The organism is Streptantibioticus rubrisoli (assembly GCF_024436055.1).
Lineage (GTDB): Bacteria > Actinomycetota > Actinomycetes > Streptomycetales > Streptomycetaceae > Streptantibioticus_A > Streptantibioticus_A rubrisoli.
Map to the genome: position 1 here is coordinate 1 of NZ_JANFNH010000038.1, position 18,431 is coordinate 18,431.

The following is an 18,431-nucleotide window of genomic DNA, read 5'->3' on the forward strand; positions in this document are numbered from 1 at the left end:
CGGCTACCCCACCCCCCGTACCGCCTCGGCGACTCGTGGGGAGGCGAAGGACGTGCCGCACACGAAACGCATCAGGGGGCCGAAGGTGGCCGCCGACGGCAGGCCGGTGAAGTACAGGCCGGGGACGGAGGACTGGAAGCCGCGGTCCAGCCAGGGGGAGCCGCCGGAACGGGTCAGCCGGGCGCGTAGCTCGGGGCTGAGGAAGCCGAGCGCGCCGAGGTCGACGCGGTACCCGGTGGCCGCCAGCACATGGTCCGCGGCGAGCTGACCGGCGCGCCCGCTCGGGCCGCTGGTCGACAGGACGACGCGCCCAGCGTCGTCCACCCGCACCCCGGTGAGCGCCCTGCCCTGCAGCACCGGCACCCGCCCTGCGAACCGTTCCTTCAGCCACCACGCGCCACGTGGCCCCAACACCTTCCGCACCAGCCACAGCCTGCTCTGCTCCGGCAGGTACCGGAACGCCGCGGGTCCTGGCACATTGCTGAACGCGTACAGCGACCAGGCCCGGCCGACCGGCGAGTCCGGCTTCCACTGCAGGCCGTCCCGCGGCGGCGCGCCGAACCCCACCGCGTGGGCGCGCCGCGCCACTACCCGTACCGACGCCCCCGCCTCGTGCAGCAGCGCCGCGCTCTCCAGCGCGGACTGCCCGGCGCCGACGACCACCACCTCGCGGTCGGCGAACCGCGCGAAGTCGGTGTGCTGCGAGCTGTGCGAGACCGGGCCGGTGGCGGACGGTCCGTCCGGCGTCGCCTGGCGCAGCAGCGACGGCACGTACGCGAACCCGCTCAGTCCGCTGGCCACCACCACCGCCCGGGCCGCCAGCTCCTCGCCGGAGTCCAGCTTCAGCCGGAAGTCCCCGGCGCCGCGGTCCACCGAGACCACCTGCACCCGCTCCACCTCGGGCACCAGCCGCTCCTGGAACCACCGCCCGTACCGTACGAAGAAGTCCAGGGTGACCAGGTCCCGGTCGGTGACCAGGCGCGGCTCGCCCACCGCGTCGCAGAAGTCCTGGATGGTGTGTCCGGGGTGCGGCGCCGAGATGCTCGACGCGCTCGGGGTCGATTTGAGCACCATGCGGGCCGGCATGGTGTCCGTCCAGCTGGACAGCGGGGTACCGAAGACCCGCACCGTGACGCCGCGCCCCTTCAGGTGCGCGGCGGCTGACAGGCCGTACGGCCCGGCACCGATCACCACCACAGGCTTCATATCCGATCCCTCCCGGAAACGTTTGTTCTATGGCCCTGCCACAGCTGGAACAGGTGCTTCACGCCCGGTCGCACGAAGCGGGCGAGCATGGTGAAGAAGGGCTTGATGTCGTCGGGTGCCAGCCAGGCCAGTTCCGTGCCGCGTGCCCGCCGTGGTGCGTGCGGTGTGGTGTAGCCGCTGCGGCGGTAGGCGAGCATCGCGGGCAGGTCGATGTTCTCGACCGTGAACCGCCGCCCGTTGAGCTGCTCGCCCTCCGGTATCCGCTGTCCGGTCAGGTCCAGGTGCTGGGCCCGGACCACGTCGATCCCGGCGGTGTCCTCGAACAGCCGGAACTGCGCGCCCATCCGGGGATTGAAGTCCAGCAGCTTGTACCGCCCGTCCCGGCGGTCGTACCGCCAGTCCAGGTCGACGATGCCGGAGAAGCCGATGTGCTTGATGAACTCACCGGCCAGGGTGGCCAGTTCGGGATTGGGCACCACGTACGCGCACGCCGTCATGCCCGCGTGCGGCGGCCAGGAGCGCACCTTGACGCCGGTGAACAGGGTGCGCGCGGAGTGGTCCGCGTCCACGTAGGCGTGCACGATCCAGTCCTCGGCCTGCTCGCGCGGCAGGTACTCCTGGAGGACGACCCCGGGCCGTTCACCCCAACCGCGGGCCAGCGCCAGCAGTTCACCGGGACCCGTGATCCGGGTGGTGCCGGACACCGCGGGCGTGCGGCGGCGCTCGAAGGCCTCCCGGTTCTTGGCCACCACGGGGAACCGCGCGGTGGCGGCGAACTCCTCGATGTCGGCGCGGGAGTTGGGGAAAGCCGACTTCGGCGCGGGCACCCCGTGCGTCACGCAGAGCTCGTAGAGCCCCTGCTTGCTGGCGAGCCGACGAGGCAACCGCGGGTCGGTGCGCGGAAAGAGGAACTGCTCGCCCAGCGCGTCGGCGTGCTCGGCGATCAGTACCGCCGCCTCCTCGTCGGTCGGCAGCAGCATGGTGGGTCTGCCGATCCGCCGCCCGATCTCCCGTAGCCCCTCGACCAGCCGGTCGGAGCATTCAAGGCCGGTGGTCGGCCAGACGAACGCCTTGGTCAGATAGCGCGAGGACGCGGCCGGGGTGAACCGGTCCTCGGTGATGGCGTACATGGGTACGCCGAGTCTGCCGAGACTCCGGATGGCGCCGACGCCCCCGTGGTGCAGTGGATAGTTGCCGATTTTTACGATGAGGCCGGGAACCGACCTATCCAACGCGAACAACGGCATGCTCGCCACTTACCCCCCCCTGGCCACGCAGAGTAAGGGCGTGCTCCCCCACCGTGGCGGCCCGTCAGGACGCTACTGGCGAATTCACCCTCGCGGCAACCGGTTTCGGGATATTGCGATGGCTTTAGAGATCATTCCGCCAAGTTCCAGCATGCCGGATTGAACATGATTTGACCGGCTTTCGTATCTCCAAGTACACCCTCGGAGATGTCCGCGGGACGCGGCACTGACCCACCGAGCGCAGGAAGGAGGGTCGCCATGAACATCTTCGGATGGTTCGGACGGCGGCACGGTTGCGGCGACGATCGCAGGCACTTCGACCACCGTCATGGCCACGGTCATGACCACGGTCGGCGCCGTCGAGGCGGCTACTGGTGGTACTGACCGGCATGGCCAAGGGGTTCCTCACCGTGGGGGTGGCGGCGCGCAGCCACCCCCACGCGGTCCATGACCGGAGGCGACCGGGTTGCACACCACACGGAATCCAGCCGCCACCAGCGCGGACGACCCGCTGGTGGCGCTGGCGCCCGCCGTCGCACCGCGCGAGGTCTTCCGCCGCTTCTGGCCCTGGGTGCGGCCGGACCGCCGCTGGCTGCTGGCCGCCACACTGCTGCTGGCCGCCGGGGCGGGCGGTGAGGTGGTCACCGTCTGGCTGTTCAAGGACCTGATCGACCAGGTGCTGGTGCCCAGGCACCTCGCCGCGTTCTGGCCGCTGGCCGGATGGATGGCGGCCGTCGGCACGGCCACCGGGCTGCTGACCTTCCTCGGCGACTACACCGCGACCCGGGTCGCGGAGCGTTTCATCCTGCGGCTGCGCACCGCGTGCGTGGCCCATCTGCACACCCTGCCGCCCGACACGCTGCGCACCCGCTGGCACGGCGACGTGCTGGCCCGGCTGACCTCCGACATCGAACGCATCGAGTCCTTCGTCGCCTCCGGGGTGATCGACGTCGCCTCGGCGCTGATCAGCCTGGTGTTCTTCGCCAGTGCGGCGCTCGTCCTGAGCTGGCGGCTGGCGCTCGCGGTGTTCGTGGTCAGCCCGGTGTTCTGGTTCGCCGCGCGGCACTTCGGCGGCCGGGTGCAGCGGCTGTCGCGGGAGGCACGGCGGCGCGACGGACGGGTCACCGCGGTCGTCGAGGAGAGCCTGGCCAACGCGCCCGTGACACACGCCTACAACCAGCAGCGGCGCGAGGTCGGCCGGATCCGCCGGGAGGGCGAGGCACTGCTCCGCGCCGAACTGGCCACCGCGCGGGTGGCCGCCGCGTATCCGGCGCTGCTCGACGTGCTGGAGGTCCTCGGCGGCCTCGTCGTGGTCGGGCTCGGCGCCTTCGAACTCAGCCGGGGCGCGCTCACCGTCGGCGGACTGCTCGCGTTCGCCGCCTTCCTCGCCCAGTTGTTCGGCCCCATCCAGCGACTCTCCGGCCTGGCAACGGTGTTCGGTGCGGCCAGCGCCGGCGCGGAGCGCGTCATCGACCTGGCCCGGCTGCGCTCCCCCGTGCTCGACCGCCCGGGCGCGGTGCCGTTGCGCACGGTACGGGGCGAGCTCAGCTGTACGGGGGTGCGGGCGTCGTACGCCACGGGAGACGGCGCGCCGGTGCTGCGGGACGTGACGTTCCGGGTGGCGCCCGGTGAGGTGCTCGCCGTGACGGGGCCGAGCGGGGCCGGGAAGTCCACACTGGCCAAGCTGTTGGTGCGGTTCATGGACCCGGACGCGGGGGCGGTGCGCCTGGACGGCGTCGACCTACGGGAGACCACGCTGGCGTCCGTACGGCAGGCGGTGACGCTGCTGCCGCAGGCCTCGCAGCTGTTCTCGGCGTCCATCCGCGACAACATCGCCTACGGCCGCCCGGACGCCACCGACGCCGAGATCGTCCAGGCCGCCAGGGACGCCGACGCGCACGGCTTCATCACCGCGCTACCGGACGGCTACGAGTCCGTACTGGGCGAGCACGGCCTACAACTGTCCGGCGGCCAGAACCGCCGCATCACCATCGCCCGCGCCTTCCTGCGCGCGACACCCGTGCTGGTACTGGACGAACCCACCGCGGGCCTGGACCGCGCCGCGGCCCTGCGCGTCATCGCACCGTTGCGCCGCCTGATGGCAGGCCGCACAACGGTGTTGATCACGCACGACCCCCAACTGGCCGCGCTGGCCGACGCGGTGCTCACCCTGGGCGGGGCCGAACTCAGGACTGGCGCCGAAGCTTGTTGACGGCCAGGGCCAGATGGTTGTCCCCCGAGGCCAACACACCCCAGCGCGCTGCTAACTTGTCGGTCCTGATCGACAAACGGAGGAGAGGGACGTGCGCAACGCGGCACGGATCACGGGGGCGGCGATGGTGGCCGCCGTGCTGGTGAGTGGATGCAGCAGCAGCAAGAACGACAACAAGCAGTCGAACGCCACGCCTTCGGCGTCGGCGTCGGCGCCCGCGTCGCAGGCCGCACCGTCGGCCAGCGCCCCGGCGGTCAAGCTCGACGGAACGTGGGCCGGTGACAACGCGGACGGCGTGAAGTCCCTGACCATCGTCGGCGACAAGGCGGCCCTCGCGGGCAAGACGGTGTGCGCGGGCGCCACGGTGGTGGCCGGAGGCCAGACCCTCCTGCACCTGAAGTGCGCGGACCACAGCACGACCCACACGGACGGCGTCGTGACACCCGCCCCGGACGGCAAGTCCCTTTCCGTCAACTGGGGCTCCACCACGGACAAGTTCAACCGCACGGCGGCCAAGCCGATCCTTCCGCCGATCGACAAGCTCAAGCAGTAAGCCTTCGGTGCCGACGAGCACCACAGGCCGCCTCATCAGCGCACACGAGCTCCGTGACCCGTTCGGAACCACCGAACGGGTCCACCACCATGCGCTGCCCGCGACTGGGCGCACAGAGAGCCATCAGGGCATAGCAAGCTGTTGCGGCAAGCCCCCGCCACGACGCGGGGGCCATCGCCGATCGCTGGCCGCGCACCCCTACCGCACGAACACGCTCGCCTTCCCCGCCAGGTCGAGGAAGTACTGCGGGGCCACGCCCAGCACCAGCGTCATCACGGCGCCCGCCGTGATGGCCGTTACCGTCAAGGGGCTTGGGACCGCCACCGATGGGCCGCCGGGTTGGGGTTCGCTGAAGAACATCAACACGATGACCCTGATGTAGAAGAACGCCGCGACCGCCGACGAGATCACACCGACGATCACCAGCGGTACCGCGCCCGCCTGGGCGGCGGCCTTGAAGACCGCGAACTTCCCCGCGAAGCCGGACGTCAGCGGGATGCCCGCGAAGGCCAGCAGGAAGACCGCGAAGACCGCGGCCACCAAAGGCGAACGGCGCCCCAGGCCCGCCCAGCGCGACAGGTGCGTCGCCTCGCCGCCCGCGTCCCGTACCAGCGTCACCACCGCGAACGCGCCCAGCGTCACGAACGAGTACGCGGCCAGGTAGAACAGGACCGAGGAGACGCCGTCCGGCGAGACCGCGATCACGCCCGCCAGGATGAAGCCCGCGTGGGCGATCGACGAGTACGCCAACAGCCGCTTGACGTCCGTCTGGGTCACCGCCACCACGGCACCGATGACCATCGTCGCGATGGCCACCCCCCACATCACCGGGCGCCAGTCCCACCGCAGGCCCGGCAGCACCACGTACAGCAGCCGCAGCAGCGCGCCGAACGCGGCCACCTTGGTGGCCGCGGCCATGAAACCGGTCACCGGAGTCGGCGCGCCCTGGTAGACGTCCGGCGTCCACATGTGGAACGGCACCGCCGCGACCTTGAACAGCAGGCCCACCACCACCATCGAACCACCGATCAGCAACAGGGCGTCGTTGGCGGTGGTGTTGGCGAGCGCCGGGGTCATCCTGGCCGTACCGCTGACCACATCGGCGATACCGCCGTACGAGATGGTCCCCGCGTACCCGTACAGCAGCGCGATGCCGAACAGCAGGATGGCCGAGGAGAACGCGCCCAGCAAGAAGTACTTGACCGCCGACTCCTGGGAGAGCAGGCGGTGCCGCCGGGCCAGCGCGCACAGCAGGTACAGCGGTAGCGAGAAGACCTCAAGGGAGACGAACAGCGTCAACAGGTCGTTGGCGGCGGGGAAGATCATCATGCCCGCGACCGCGAACAGCAGCAGCGGGAAGACCTCGGTGGTAGTGAACCCGGCCCGTACCGCGCGCTGCTCCTGCTCGCTGCCGGGCACCGCGGCGCCCTGCGCGGCGAACGAGTCGACGCGGCGGCCGTGCACCAGCGGGTCCAGCCGCCGCTCCGCGAAGGTGAACGCGGCGACCAGCGCCACCAGCACGATGGTGCCCTGGAGGAACAGCGCCGGACCGTCCACAGCGACCGCGCCCATCGCCGCGATGTGCGACTTGGTGCTGGCGTAGCCGTCGGCCGCGAGGGCGACGATCGCCGCGAAGGCGGCGGCGAGCCCGACCACCGAGACGCCCAATTGCGCGACATAGCGGCCGCGCCGGGGCAGCAGGGCCTCGACGAGGACGCCGAGCACCGCCGCGCCGAAGACGATCAGCACGGGGGAGAGCTGGGCGTACTCGATCTTCGGGGTCGGGATCCGGTCCAGCGGCAGCGCGGGGTCGGCCGCCGTTGTCCACAGGCTGTGGATGATGCCGGTCACTTCGCGGACTCCTTCGCTGCGGCGGTGAGCGACGCGTTGGTCTGCGGCGCGGGATCGGTCCGGTGGACGTCGGAGAGGGTGTCCTTGACCGCCGGGTTGATCATGTCGGTGACCGGCTTCGGATAGACCCCGAGGAAGATCAGCAAGGCGATCAGCGGTGCCACCACGACCAGTTCACGCGCCCTGAGGTCCCTGATGCCCTCGTTGCCCGCCTTCACCGGGCCGGTCATGGTGCGCTGGTAGAGCACCAGCACGTACAACGCCGCCAGCACGATGGCCAAGGTGGCGATCACCCCGGCCGCCGGATAGCGGCTGAACGTGCCCACCAGCACCAGGAACTCGCTGACGAACGGCGCGAGTCCGGGCAGCGAGAGGGTGGCAAGGCCGCCCACCAGGAACGTGCCCGCCAGCAGCGGAGCGACCTTCTGCACCCCGCCGAAGTCGGCGATCAGCCGCGAACCGCGCCGGGTGATCAGGAAACCCGCGACCAGCAGCCACGCCGCGGTGGAGACACCGTGGTTGACCATGTAGAGGGCGGCGCCGCCCTGGCCCTGGGAGGTCATCGCGAAGATGCCCAGGATGATGAAGCCGAAGTGCGAGATGGACGCGTAGGCGATCAGCCGCTTGATGTCCCGCTGGCCCACGGCCAGCAACGCGCCGTAGATGATCCCGATCACGGACAGCACCAGGATCACCGGTGCCGCCCACTTCGACGCCTCCGGGAACAACTGGAGGCAGTACCGCAGCATCGCGAACGTGCCGACCTTGTCCACCACCGCGGTCAGCAACACCGCGACCGGCGCGGTGGCTTCGCCCATCGCGTTGGGCAGCCAGGTGTGCAGCGGCCACAGCGGCGCCTTGACGGCGAAGGCGAAGAAGAAGCCGAGGAAGATCCACCGCTCGGCGGTGCTGGACAGCCGCAACTGGCCGCTGGCCCGCGCCTGGAGGATCTGTGGCAGCGAGAACGTGCCGTGGCCGCCGAGTTGGTGCGCGGTGACCGCGTACAGTCCGATCACCGCGGCCAGCATGATCAGCCCGCCGGCCAGGTTGTAGAGCAGGAACTTGACCGCGGCGTAGGAGCGCTGTTTGGCCTGTTCTCCCTCGCCCTTGGGGCCCGCGCGGTCTCCGAAGCCGCCGATGAGGAAGTACATCGGGACCAGCATCGCTTCGAAGAAGATGTAGAAGAGGAAGACGTCGGTGGCCTCGAACGAGATCACCACCATCGCCTCGACCAGCAGGATCAGCGCGAAGAACCCTTGGGTGGGACGCCAGTTGCGGCTCGGGGCGTGCCCGTCGAGTACGTCGGCGTCATGCCAGCCCGCCAGCATCACGAACGGCACCAGTACCGCCGCCAGCAGCACCAGCACCACCGCGATGCCGTCCACGCCGAGTTGGTAGCGGACCCCGAAGTCCGCGATCCAGGCGTGCGACTCGGTGAGCTGGTACCGGGCGCCGCCCGGGGTGAACCGGGCCGCGTCCAGGCCCGCGAACACCAAGGTGGCCAATGAGAAGCCGAGCGCCAGCCACTTGGCGGCGGTGCGCCGCCCGGCCGGTACCGCGGCGGTGGCGATCGCGCCGACCGCGGGGACCGCGGCGGTAACGGTGAGCAGGGGAAACGCCATGGGTATCAGACCGCCCTCATCAGCAGGGTCGCGGCGACCAGCACCGCCGTACCGCCGAGCATCGAGACCGCGTACGACCGGACGTAGCCGTTCTGTACCTGGCGCAGCCGGGCGGACAGTCCCCCCACCGAGGCGGCGGTGCCGTTGACCGCGCCGTCCACCAGCGAGTGGTCGAGGTAGACCAGGCTGCGGGTGAGGTGTTCACCACCGCGTACCAGGACGACGTGGTTGAAGTCGTCCTGGAGCAGATCGCGCCGCGCCGCCCGGGTGAGCAGCGAACCGCGCGGCGCGGTGACCGGCACCGGCGCCCGTCCGTACTGCGCCCAGGCCAGCGCCACACCGACGGCCAGCACGACCAGGGTGGCCGCGGTGACCTCCCCGGTGGTCACCGGCGAGTGGCCCTCGCTGTGCCCGGTGACCGGCTGGAGCCACTTCACGAACGCCGAGTTGATGCTGAACAGCCCACCGGCGAACACCGATCCGACGGCCAGCACGATCATGGGGATGGTCATGACCTTCGGGGACTCGTGCGGATGCGGCAGATCTCCCGGGTGCACCTCGATTCCGGGTTCGACGCTCGGCGCCGTGTCCGGCTCCGGGGCGGGCTGCCAGCGCCGCTCGCCGAAGAACGTCATCACCATGACCCGGGTCATGTAGTACGCGGTGATGCCCGCGCCCAGCAGCGCGACCCCGCCGAGGATCCAGCCCTCGGTACCGCCCTTGGCGAACGCCGCCTCGATGATCTTGTCCTTGGACCAGAACCCGGAAAGCCCCGGGAAGCCGATGATCGCCAGGTAGCCGAGGCCGAAGGTGACGTAGGTGATCGGCATGTAGCCGCGCAGCCCGCCGTACTTGCGCATGTCGACCTCGTCGTTCATCCCGTGCATCACGGAACCGGCGCCGAGGAACAGGCCCGCCTTGAAGAAACCGTGGGTGACCAGGTGCATGATGGCGAAGACGTAGCCGATCGGACCGAGCCCGGCGGCCAGCATCATGTAGCCGATCTGCGACATGGTCGATCCGGCCAGGGCCTTCTTGATGTCGTCCTTGGCGCAACCGACGATCGCACCGAACATCAGCGTGACCGCGCCGACCACACAGACCGCGAGCTGCGCGGTGGGCGCCGCGTTGAAGATGACCCCGGAGCGGGTCACCAGATACACGCCCGCGGTCACCATGGTCGCCGCGTGGATCAGCGCGGAGACCGGGGTCGGACCCTCCATCGCGTCCCCGAGCCAGGACTGCAGCGGCACCTGGGCCGACTTGCCGCACGCGCCGAGCAGCAGCAGAAGCCCGACCACGGTCAGCTTGGCCTGGCTGGCGCTGGTGGCGTGGGCGAACACCGGGGCGAAGGAGAAGGTGCCGAACGTGGTGAACAGCACCATGATCGCGATCGACAGCCCCATGTCGCCGACCCGGTTGACGATGAACGCCTTCTTCGCCGCGGTCGCCGCGCTCGGCTTGTGCTGCCAGAAGCCGATCAGCAGGTACGAGGCGAGGCCGACGCCCTCCCAACCCGCGTACAGCAGCAGGTAGTTGTTGGCGAGCACCAGCAGCAGCATCGCCGCCAGGAACAGGTTGAGGTAGCCGAAGAAGCGGCGGCGGTTCTCGTCGTGCGCCATGTAGCCGACCGAGTAGATGTGGATCAGCGTGCCCACACCGGTGATCAGCAGCACGAACGTCATGGAGAGCTGGTCGAGTTGGAAGGCGACGTCCGCCCGGAAGCCGCCGACCGGCACCCAGCTGAACAGGTGGGAGGTGAGGGTGCGCTGGCCGGTGGGCTTGCCCAGCATGTCGGCGAACAGCGCCGCGCCGAGCGCGAAGGAGACCGCGGCCAGCAGGCAGCCGATCCAGTGGCCTGCCCGGTCGAGCCGACGCCCTCCGGCGAGCAGGACTCCCGCGCCGAGAAGTGGAGCCCCGACGAGGGCTCCGATGAGGTGATCCACGTCAACTGCTCCTGTCTACAGCTTCATCAGGCTGGCGTCGTCGACCGAGGCCGAGTGGCGGGAGCGGAAGAACGTCACGATGATCGCCAGGCCGACCACCACCTCGGCGGCCGCGACGACCATCGTGAAGAACGCGAAGATCTGGCCGTCGAGGTTGCCGTGCAGCCGGGCGAAGGTGACGAAGGCCAGGTTGCAGGCGTTGAGCATCAACTCGACGCACATGAAGACGATGATGGCGTTGCGGCGGAACAGGACTCCGGCGCCGCCGATGGTGAACAACAGGGCGGACAGATAGAGGTAGTTGATGGGATTCACCGGGCGGCTCCGTTCGCCGGGGTGGCCGAGTTGTTCGGGGGCTCCGCCCCCGTGCCCCCGCTGGGGGCGCCGCGCCCCCCAGACCCTGCGCCAGAATTGGCGGCCCCCTCAGTGCCTTTGCCCTCCGCATGGTCCTCCGCGCGCTGTTCCAGCGCCTTCAGATCCTCCAGCGCCTCGCCGCTCACGTCGCGGATCTGGCCGCGTGAGCGCAGGGTCTTGTTGACGGACAACTCGGCGGGGGTGCCATCGGGCAGCAGTCCGGGGATGTCCACCGCGTTGTGCCGGGCGTATACACCGGGCGCGGGCAGCGGTGGCACCTGGGCGCCCTCCCGCACCCGCCGCTCGGCCAACTCGCGCTGGGTGGCGGCCCGTTCGGTGCGCTCCCGGTGCGTGAGCACCATCGCGCCGACGGCCGCGGTGATCAGCAGGGCGCCGGTGATCTCGAAGGCCCACACGTACGTGGTGAAGATCAGCTTTGCCAACCCCTCCACGTTGCCACCGGAGTTGGCCTGGCCGAGGCCGGTGAAGGCGTGCACCGAGGCGTTGCCCAGTCCGGCGATCAGCAGGACACCGAAGCCGAGGCCGACCAGCGCGGCCAGCCAGCGCTGCCCCCTGATGGTCTCCCGGAGGGAGTCCGCGGCGGTGATGCCAACCACCATCACGACGAACAGGAACAACATCATGATCGCGCCGGTGTAGACCACGATCTGCACGACGCCCAGGAAGTACGCGCCGTTCGCCAGGTAGAAGACGGCCAGTACGATCATGGTGCCCGCCAGCGACAGCGCGCTGTGCACGGCCTTCCTCATCGCCACGGTGCCAAGCGCGCCGAGCACCGCGACGGTCGCGAGCAGCCAGAACTCGACGGCTTCGCCGGTGGATGTCGTCATCGGGTCGCCCCCCTCGGGTGCGCCGTGGACTCCGGTCCGGCGCTGCGTGCCTCGTCGGCCGCCACCTCGTCGGCCCGCTTCTCGCCCTTGGAGGCGGCGGCCTGCGGGACCGTCCCCGGCGCGGCCTCGGTGACCTTGCCCCGGTAGTAGTCCTGCTCGGTCATCCCGGGGTAGATGGCGTGCGGGGTGTCCACCATTCCGTCCTCAAGTCCCGCGAGCAGCTCCTCCTTGGTGTAGATGAGCGACTCCCGGGTGCGGTCGGCGAGTTCGTACTCATTGGTCATGGTCAGCGCCCGGGTGGGGCAGGCCTCGATGCACAGGCCGCACAGGATGCAGCGGGCGTAGTTGATCTGGTAGACGCGGCCGTAGCGCTCACCGGGCGAGTAGCGCTCCTCGTCGGTGTTGTCCGCGCCCTCGACATAGATGGCGTCGGCCGGGCAGGCCCAGGCGCACAGCTCGCAGCCGATGCACTTCTCCAGCCCGTCCGGATGCCGGTTGAGCTGGTGGCGGCCGTGGAAGCGGGGCGCGACCGGCTTCTTGTACTCGGGGTACTGCTCGGTCAGCCGCTTTTTGAACATGGCCTTGAAGGTCACGCCGAACCCGGCCACGGGATTGAGCCAGCGGGGGCGGGACTCCTCGTCCTGGGGTTCGCGATCAGGCATCGTTGCCCTCCTGCTCCTTGTCCGGCGTCTCGGCGGTGTCCGTGGCGCTCACCAACTGCCGTTCGCCGCGCGGCCTTCGGCGCGGTACCGGCGGCAGGGTCTGTCCGGGCCGCGGCGGTACGGGGAAGCCGCCCGCCATCGGATCGAACCGGTCCCCGGGGGCGCCCGGTTCCGCGGGGGCCTTGCGGCCGCGGTCGCGCAGCACGTCGGCGACCAGCGTGAGCAGCAGCAGCGCCAGGATCGAGCCGCCCACGTACAGCACGATCCGCTGGTAGTCGTAGTTCTCGTTGCGCAGCGCGCGCACCGTGGCGACCAGCATCAGCCAGACCAGCGAGACCGGGATCAGCACCTTCCAGCCCAGCTTCATGAACTGGTCGTAGCGCATCCGCGGCAGCGTGCCGCGCAGCCAGATGAAGAAGAACAGCAGCAGCTGGATCTTGATGGTGACCCACACCAGCGGCCACCAGCCGTGGTTCGCGCCCGCCCAGAAGGTGCTGATCGGCCACGGCGCCCGCCAGCCGCCGAGGAAGAGCGTGGTCGCGATGGCCGAGACGGTGACCATGTTGACGTACTCGGCCAGCATGAACAGCGCGAACTTGATGGACGAATACTCGGTGTTGAACCCGCCGACCAGCTCGCCCTCGGCCTCGGGAAGGTCGAACGGCGCCCGGTTGGTCTCACCGACCATCGACACGATGTAGACGAGGAACGAGACCGGCAGCAGTACCACGTACCACTTGTCGTGTTGACCGGCGACGATCTGCGAGGTCGACATCGAGTGCGAGTAGAGGAACACCGCGGCGAACGAGATGCCCATGGCGATCTCGTAGGAGATCATCTGCGCCGTCGAACGCAGTCCGCCGAGCAGTGGATACGTCGACCCCGACGACCAACCCGCCAGCACCACGCCGTAGATGCCCACCGACGCCACGGCGAGGATGTACAGCACACCCACCGGCAGGTCGGTGAGCTGCATGGGGGTGCGGGTGCCGAAGATCGAGACCTCGTTGTCCGCGGGGCCGAACGGGATGACCGCGAAGGCCATGAAGGCGGGGATGGTCGCGATGACGGGCGCCAGGACGTAGACCACCTTGTCGGCGCCCTTGACGACGACGTCCTCCTTGAGCATCAGCTTCACACCGTCGGCGAGGGACTGCAGCATCCCCCACGGGCCGTGCCGGTTGGGGCCGATGCGCAACTGCATCCAGGCGACGACCTTGCGCTCCCAGACGATGGAGAACAGCACGGTCAGCATCGCGAAGGCGAAGCAGAAGACCGCCTTGAGGACGATCAGCCACCACGGGTCGCGGCCGAAGACACCCAGGTTCTCCGCCGCGAGAGCCTGCACCGCTGGAGCGATCACTTGGCCACCTCCCGCACGGCCGGGCCGATCGTGACCAACCGGCCGGGCAGCACACCGAGTTCGTCGTACACCCCGGAGCCGGTGGAGTCGAGCGGCAGCCACACCACCCGGTCGGGCATCGCGGTGACCCGCAGCGGCAACGTCACGCTGCCCGCCGGTCCGGTCACCGTCAGTTCGGCGCCGTCCTTGACCCCGACCTCCTGCGCGGTGGCCGCGGACAGCCGGGCGACCGCCTCGTGCCGGGTGGCGGCCAGCGCCTCGTCGCCCTCCTGCAACCGGCCCAGGTCCAGCAGCAGCCGGTGCCCGGCCAGCACCGCCTCGCCCGCGCCCGGCTTGGGCAGCGGACGTGACGACTCCCGCGGGTCGGCGGGGTGCGGGCCGTCCCAGGTGGCGAGTTGACGCAGTTCGCGCCGCGCGGCCTGCACATCGGGCAGGCCCAGGCCCGCGGTACCGGACATCGCGTCCGCGATCATGTGCAGCACCCGTACGTCGGAGAGCCGGTACCGGCTGGTCGCCTGGTCCGGTTTGATGGCGGCCTCGAACGGGCGGATCCGGCCCTCCCAGTTGAGATACGTCCCGGCCTTCTCCTCCACCGCAGCAACGGGGAAGACCACATCGGCCCGCCGGGTCACCTCGCTCGGCCGCTGCTCCAGGCTGACCAGGAACCCGACCTGGTCCAGCGCCTCCCTGGCCCGGGCCGGATCCGGCAGGTCCACCACCTCGACCCCGGCGACCAGCAACGCGGACAGCTCACCGCTCGCCGCCGCGGCCACGATCTGGTCCGCGTCCCGGCCGAAGCGGTGCGGCAGTTCGGCGACGCCCCACAGCTGCGCGACCTCCGCCCTGGCCCGTGGATCGGTCAGTGGCCGCCCGCCGGGCAGCAGCCCCGGCAGCGCACCGGCCTCCAGCGCGCCGCGCTCACCGGCCCGGCGCGGGATCCAGGCCAGCCGGGCACCGGTCGCGGTGGCCAGTCGGGCGGCCGCGGTCAGCGCGCCCGGCACCCCGGCCAGCCGCTCGCCGACCAGGATCACCGCACCGTCCTGCCGCAGCGCCTCGGACGCCGCCGCGCCGTCCTCGTCCAGGCCGACCCCGCTGGCCAGTGCGTCCAGCCACTCCGGCTCGGTACCCGAGGCGCCGAGCAGGAGCGTTCCGCCCGCCTTGGTCAGGCCCGGGGTGGCGAACGGCGCGAGCCCGAAGGTGCGTTGGCCGTGCTTGCGGTGCGCCTTGCGCAGCCGCAGGAAGACGCCGGGCGCCTCCTCCTCGGCCTCAAGCCCGGCCAGCAGTACGGCGGGGGCCTGCTCAAGCGAGGTGTACGTGACGCCCCCGCCGTCCAGGTCCCGGCCGCGTCCGGCGACCCGTGCCGCCAGGAAGTCGGCCTCCTCGGCGCTGTGCACCCTCGCCCGGAAGTCCACGTCGTTGGTGTCCAGCACGAGCCGGGCGAACTTCGCGTACGCGTAGGCGTCCTCGACGGTCAACCGGCCGCCGGTCAGCACCCCGGTCCGGCCGCGCGCCGCCAGCAGTCCGGTGGCGGCGGCCTGGAGCGCCTCGGGCCAACTGGCCGGGCGCAGCTCGCCGTTCTCCCGCATCAGCGGGTGGGTCAGCCGGTCCGGGCGCTGCGCGTAGCGGAACGCGAAGCGGCCCTTGTCGCACAGCCACTCCTCGTTGACCTCGGGGTCGTTGGCGGCCAGCCGCCGCATGGTCTTTCCGCGCCGGTGGTCGGTACGGGTGGCGCAGCCGCCCGCGCAGTGCTCGCACACGCTCGGCGAGGAGACCAGGTCGAACGGCCGGGACCGGAAGCGGTAGGCGACCGAGGTCAGCGCGCCCACCGGGCAGATCTGGATGGTGTTGCCGGAGAAGTAGGACTCGAACGGCTCGCCCTCGCCGATACCCACCTGCTCCAGCGCGCCGCGCTCCAGCAGTTCGATCATCGGGTCCCCGGCGATCTGCTGGGAGAACCGGGTGCACCGCGCGCACAGCACACAGCGCTCCCGGTCCAGCAGGATCTGCGGGGAGATCGGGATCGGCTTGGCGTAGGTGCGCTTCTTGCCCTCGAAACGGGTGTCGGCCTGGCCCGTGGACATCGCCTGGTTCTGCAGCGGGCACTCACCGCCCTTGTCGCAGACCGGGCAGTCCAACGGGTGGTTGATCAGCAGCAGTTCCATCACCCCCCGCTGCGCCTTCTCGGCGACCGGCGAGGTGAGTTGGGTCCTGACCACCATGCCGTCGGTGCAGGTGATGGTGCACGACGCCATCGGCTTGCGCTGGCCCTCCACCTCCACGATGCACTGGCGGCAGGCACCGACCGGGTCGAGCAGTGGATGGTCGCAGAACCGCGGGATCTCGATGCCGACCATCTCGGCCGCGCGGATCACCAGGGTGCCCTTGGGCACCGACAGTTCGATGCCGTCGATGGTGACGGTCACCAGGTCTTCCGGCGGCACCGCGGCCTGGTTGCCGCCTCCCAGGGAGGCGCCGGTTGCGAGTGTCACGCGTTCACCTCCAGGTGCGGCAGGTCGGCCCACGCGGTGGACAGGGCCGGGTCGAAGGGGCAGCCCTGCTCGGTGATGTGGCGCTCGTACTCGTCGCGGAAGTACTTCAGCGAGGAGAAGATGGGGCTGGCGGCGCCGTCACCGAGGGCGCAGAACGACTTGCCGTTGACGTTGTCGGCGATGTCCAGCAGCTTGTCCAGGTCCGCCATCCGGCCCTTGCCCGCTTCGAGGTCCCGGAGCAACTGCACCATCCAGTACGTCCCCTCGCGGCACGGTGTGCACTTGCCGCAGGACTCGTGGGCGTAGAACTCGGTCCACCGGGTGACCGCCCGTACCACGCAGGTGGTCTCGTCGAAGCACTGCAGCGCCTTGGTGCCGAGCATCGACCCGGCGGCGCCCACGCCCTCGTAGTCCAGCGGTACGTCGAGGTGTTCGTCGGTGAGCAGCGGGGTGGAGGAGCCGCCGGGCGTCCAGAACTTCAGCCGGTGGCCGGGGCGCATCCCGCCGGAGATGTCGAGGAGTTGGCGCAGTGTGATGCCCAACGGCCCTTCGTACTGGCCCGGGTTGGCGACATGGCCGGAGAGCGAGTACAGCGTGAAGCCGGGGGACTTCTCGCTGCCCATCGACCGGAACCATTCCTTGCCCCGGTTGACGATGGCGGGAACCGAGGCGATGGATTCGACGTTGTTCACCACAGTGGGGCAGGCGTACAGACCGGCGACGGCTGGGAAGGGGGGACGCAACCGGGGCTGGCCGCGGCGCCCTTCGAGGGAGTCCAGCAGCGCCGTCTCCTCACCGCAGATGTAGGCGCCCGCACCGGCGTGCACGGTCAGCTCCAGGTCGAAGCCGGAGCCGAGGATGTCGCTGCCGAGGTATCCAACCGAGTACGCCTCGGCCACCGCGTGGTGCAGCCGCCGCAGTACCGGGACGACCTCGCCGCGCAGGTAGACGAAGGCGTGGTTGGAGCGGATGGCGTGGCAGGCGATGACGATGCCCTCGATGAGGGCGTGCGGACTGGCGAAGAGCAGGGGGATGTCCTTGCAGGTGCCGGGTTCCGACTCGTCGGCGTTGACCACGAGGTAGTGCGGTTTGCCGTCGCCCTGCGGAATGAACTGCCACTTCATTCCGGTGGGGAAGCCCGCGCCACCGCGGCCGCGCAGGCCGGAGTCCTTGACGAGGGCGATCAGGTCGTCGGGTGCCATGGCGAGCGCCTTGCGCAGGCCCTGGTAGCCGTCGTGCCGGTGATAGGCCTCCAGGGTCCAGGAGTCGGGCTCGTCCCAGAACGCGGAGAGCACCGGGGAGAGCACCTTCTCCGGGCTGGTCTCGTTGATGGCGGCTGCCACGGTCATTCCTCACCCTCCCCGCCGTCGCGTGGCGAGGTCCCGCCCTCACGTGGCGAGACGATCCGCCCCGGCGCCGTCTCGCCCTTGGCCAGCCGCAGCCCGACCAGGGTGGCCGGACCGGCGCCGCCGGTGGCCTCCACCGCGCCGGGCCGGGTGTCCGGGAAACCGGCGAGCATCCGCGCGGTCTCCCGGAAGGTGCACAGCGGCGCGCCCCGGGTCGGCTGGACGGGCCGCCCGGCACGTAGGTCGTCCACCAGGCGCTTGGCCGAGTCGGGGGTCTGGTTGTCGAAGAACTCCCAGTTGACCATCAGTACCGGGGCGTAGTCGCAGGCCGCGTTGCACTCGATGTGCTGCAGCGTGACCTTGCCGTCCTCGGTGGTCTCGTCGTTGCCGATGCCGAGGTGCCGCTGGAGTTCCTCGAAGATGGCGTCGCCGCCCATCACCGCGCACAGCGTGTTGGTGCACACCCCGACCTGGTACTCACCGGACGGCTTGCGCCGGTACATGGTGTAGAAGGTGGACACCGCGGTCACCTCGGCGGTGGTCAGCTCCAGCATGTCCGCGCAGAAGCGGATGCCGGAGCGGCTGACGTACCCCTCCTGCGCCTGTACCAGGTGCAGCAGCGGCAGCAGGGCGGAGCGGGCGTCCGGGTAGCGGGCGATCACCTCCCGCGCGTCCGCCTCCAGCCGGGCGCGCACCTCGGCCGGATAGTCGGGTGGCGGCATCTCGGGG

General features: G+C 70.4%; 15 protein-coding genes. 3 read left to right on the plus strand and 12 right to left on the minus strand.

From position 1 onward, the window contains the following. Nucleotides 1-3 precede the first annotated feature (3 nt). Together NON19_RS24810 and NON19_RS24815 are read right to left on the minus strand one after the other, a co-directional pair. Nucleotides 4-1,206: an FAD-dependent oxidoreductase gene (locus NON19_RS24810; RefSeq protein ID WP_255931284.1), complete on the minus strand. Its 1,203-nt coding sequence runs from the start codon at nucleotides 1,204-1,206 to the stop codon at nucleotides 4-6. After that, complete coding sequence (locus NON19_RS24815) at nucleotides 1,203-2,453, minus strand: carboxylate--amine ligase (RefSeq protein ID WP_255931340.1); 1,251 nt, start codon at nucleotides 2,451-2,453, stop codon at nucleotides 1,203-1,205. The genes NON19_RS24810 and NON19_RS24815 overlap by 4 nt, the downstream gene beginning before the upstream one ends. Before the next feature lie 258 nt (nucleotides 2,454-2,711). Here NON19_RS24815 and NON19_RS24820 point away from each other — a divergent pair, with 258 nt between their 5' ends. The 3 genes from NON19_RS24820 to NON19_RS24830 all read left to right on the plus strand — a co-directional run bounded on the left by NON19_RS24820 (nucleotide 2,712) and on the right by NON19_RS24830 (nucleotide 5,218). Next, a complete protein-coding gene (locus tag NON19_RS24820) occupies nucleotides 2,712-2,837 on the plus strand; it encodes a hypothetical protein (protein WP_255931285.1) in 126 nt (41 codons plus the stop codon). An 82-nt stretch (nucleotides 2,838-2,919) separates the two neighbouring features. Next, nucleotides 2,920-4,665, plus strand: coding sequence for an ABC transporter ATP-binding protein (locus NON19_RS24825; RefSeq protein WP_255931286.1), 1,746 nt, complete (start codon nucleotides 2,920-2,922; stop codon nucleotides 4,663-4,665). A gap of 91 nt (nucleotides 4,666-4,756) precedes the next feature. After that, complete coding sequence (locus NON19_RS24830) at nucleotides 4,757-5,218, plus strand: hypothetical protein (RefSeq protein WP_255931287.1); 462 nt, start codon at nucleotides 4,757-4,759, stop codon at nucleotides 5,216-5,218. A 198-nt stretch (nucleotides 5,219-5,416) separates the two neighbouring features. Here NON19_RS24830 and nuoN read toward each other — a convergent pair whose 3' ends face one another. The 10 genes from nuoN to nuoE are packed head-to-tail and all read right to left on the minus strand — an operon-like array spanning nucleotide 5,417 to nucleotide 18,424. Further along, the gene (gene nuoN, locus NON19_RS24835) at nucleotides 5,417-7,069 is read right to left on the minus strand and encodes an NADH-quinone oxidoreductase subunit NuoN (protein WP_255931288.1); all 1,653 of its coding nucleotides are present in this window, start codon (nucleotides 7,067-7,069) and stop codon (nucleotides 5,417-5,419) included. Then, nucleotides 7,066-8,691, minus strand: a complete 1,626-nt coding sequence (locus tag NON19_RS24840) for an NADH-quinone oxidoreductase subunit M (RefSeq protein ID WP_255931289.1) — start codon at nucleotides 8,689-8,691, stop codon at nucleotides 7,066-7,068. Before NON19_RS24840 ends, nuoN begins: the two co-directional genes overlap by 4 nt. Nucleotides 8,692-8,696: 5 nt before the next feature. Next, nucleotides 8,697-10,637 (minus strand): NADH-quinone oxidoreductase subunit L, encoded by a 1,941-nt coding sequence (gene nuoL, locus NON19_RS24845; protein ID WP_255931290.1) that lies wholly within the window; start codon nucleotides 10,635-10,637, stop codon nucleotides 8,697-8,699. Between the two features lie 15 nt (nucleotides 10,638-10,652). Beyond that, complete coding sequence (nuoK, locus tag NON19_RS24850; protein WP_255931291.1) at nucleotides 10,653-10,952, minus strand: NADH-quinone oxidoreductase subunit NuoK; 300 nt, start codon at nucleotides 10,950-10,952, stop codon at nucleotides 10,653-10,655. After that, nucleotides 10,949-11,842 (minus strand): NADH-quinone oxidoreductase subunit J, encoded by an 894-nt coding sequence (locus tag NON19_RS24855; RefSeq protein WP_255931292.1) that lies wholly within the window; start codon nucleotides 11,840-11,842, stop codon nucleotides 10,949-10,951. The genes nuoK and NON19_RS24855 overlap by 4 nt, the downstream gene beginning before the upstream one ends. Next, entirely contained in the window at nucleotides 11,839-12,504 is a 666-nt protein-coding gene (gene nuoI, locus NON19_RS24860) for an NADH-quinone oxidoreductase subunit NuoI (RefSeq protein WP_255931293.1), read from the minus strand. The genes NON19_RS24855 and nuoI overlap by 4 nt, the downstream gene beginning before the upstream one ends. Beyond that, nucleotides 12,497-13,864, minus strand: coding sequence for an NADH-quinone oxidoreductase subunit NuoH (gene nuoH / locus NON19_RS24865; protein ID WP_255931341.1), 1,368 nt, complete (start codon nucleotides 13,862-13,864; stop codon nucleotides 12,497-12,499). Before nuoH ends, nuoI begins: the two co-directional genes overlap by 8 nt. Next, nucleotides 13,864-16,356 carry an NADH-quinone oxidoreductase subunit G gene (locus NON19_RS24870; protein ID WP_255931294.1) on the minus strand — a complete coding sequence of 831 codons (2,493 nt, stop codon included), beginning with the start codon at nucleotides 16,354-16,356 and terminating at the stop codon, nucleotides 13,864-13,866. The genes nuoH and NON19_RS24870 overlap by 1 nt, the downstream gene beginning before the upstream one ends. Continuing rightward, complete coding sequence (gene nuoF / locus NON19_RS24875) at nucleotides 16,353-17,705, minus strand: NADH-quinone oxidoreductase subunit NuoF (RefSeq protein ID WP_255931295.1); 1,353 nt, start codon at nucleotides 17,703-17,705, stop codon at nucleotides 16,353-16,355. The genes NON19_RS24870 and nuoF overlap by 4 nt, the downstream gene beginning before the upstream one ends. Then, nucleotides 17,702-18,424 carry an NADH-quinone oxidoreductase subunit NuoE gene (nuoE, locus tag NON19_RS24880; RefSeq protein WP_255931342.1) on the minus strand — a complete coding sequence of 241 codons (723 nt, stop codon included), beginning with the start codon at nucleotides 18,422-18,424 and terminating at the stop codon, nucleotides 17,702-17,704. Before nuoE ends, nuoF begins: the two co-directional genes overlap by 4 nt. Between the last annotated feature and the right edge of the window lie 7 nt (nucleotides 18,425-18,431).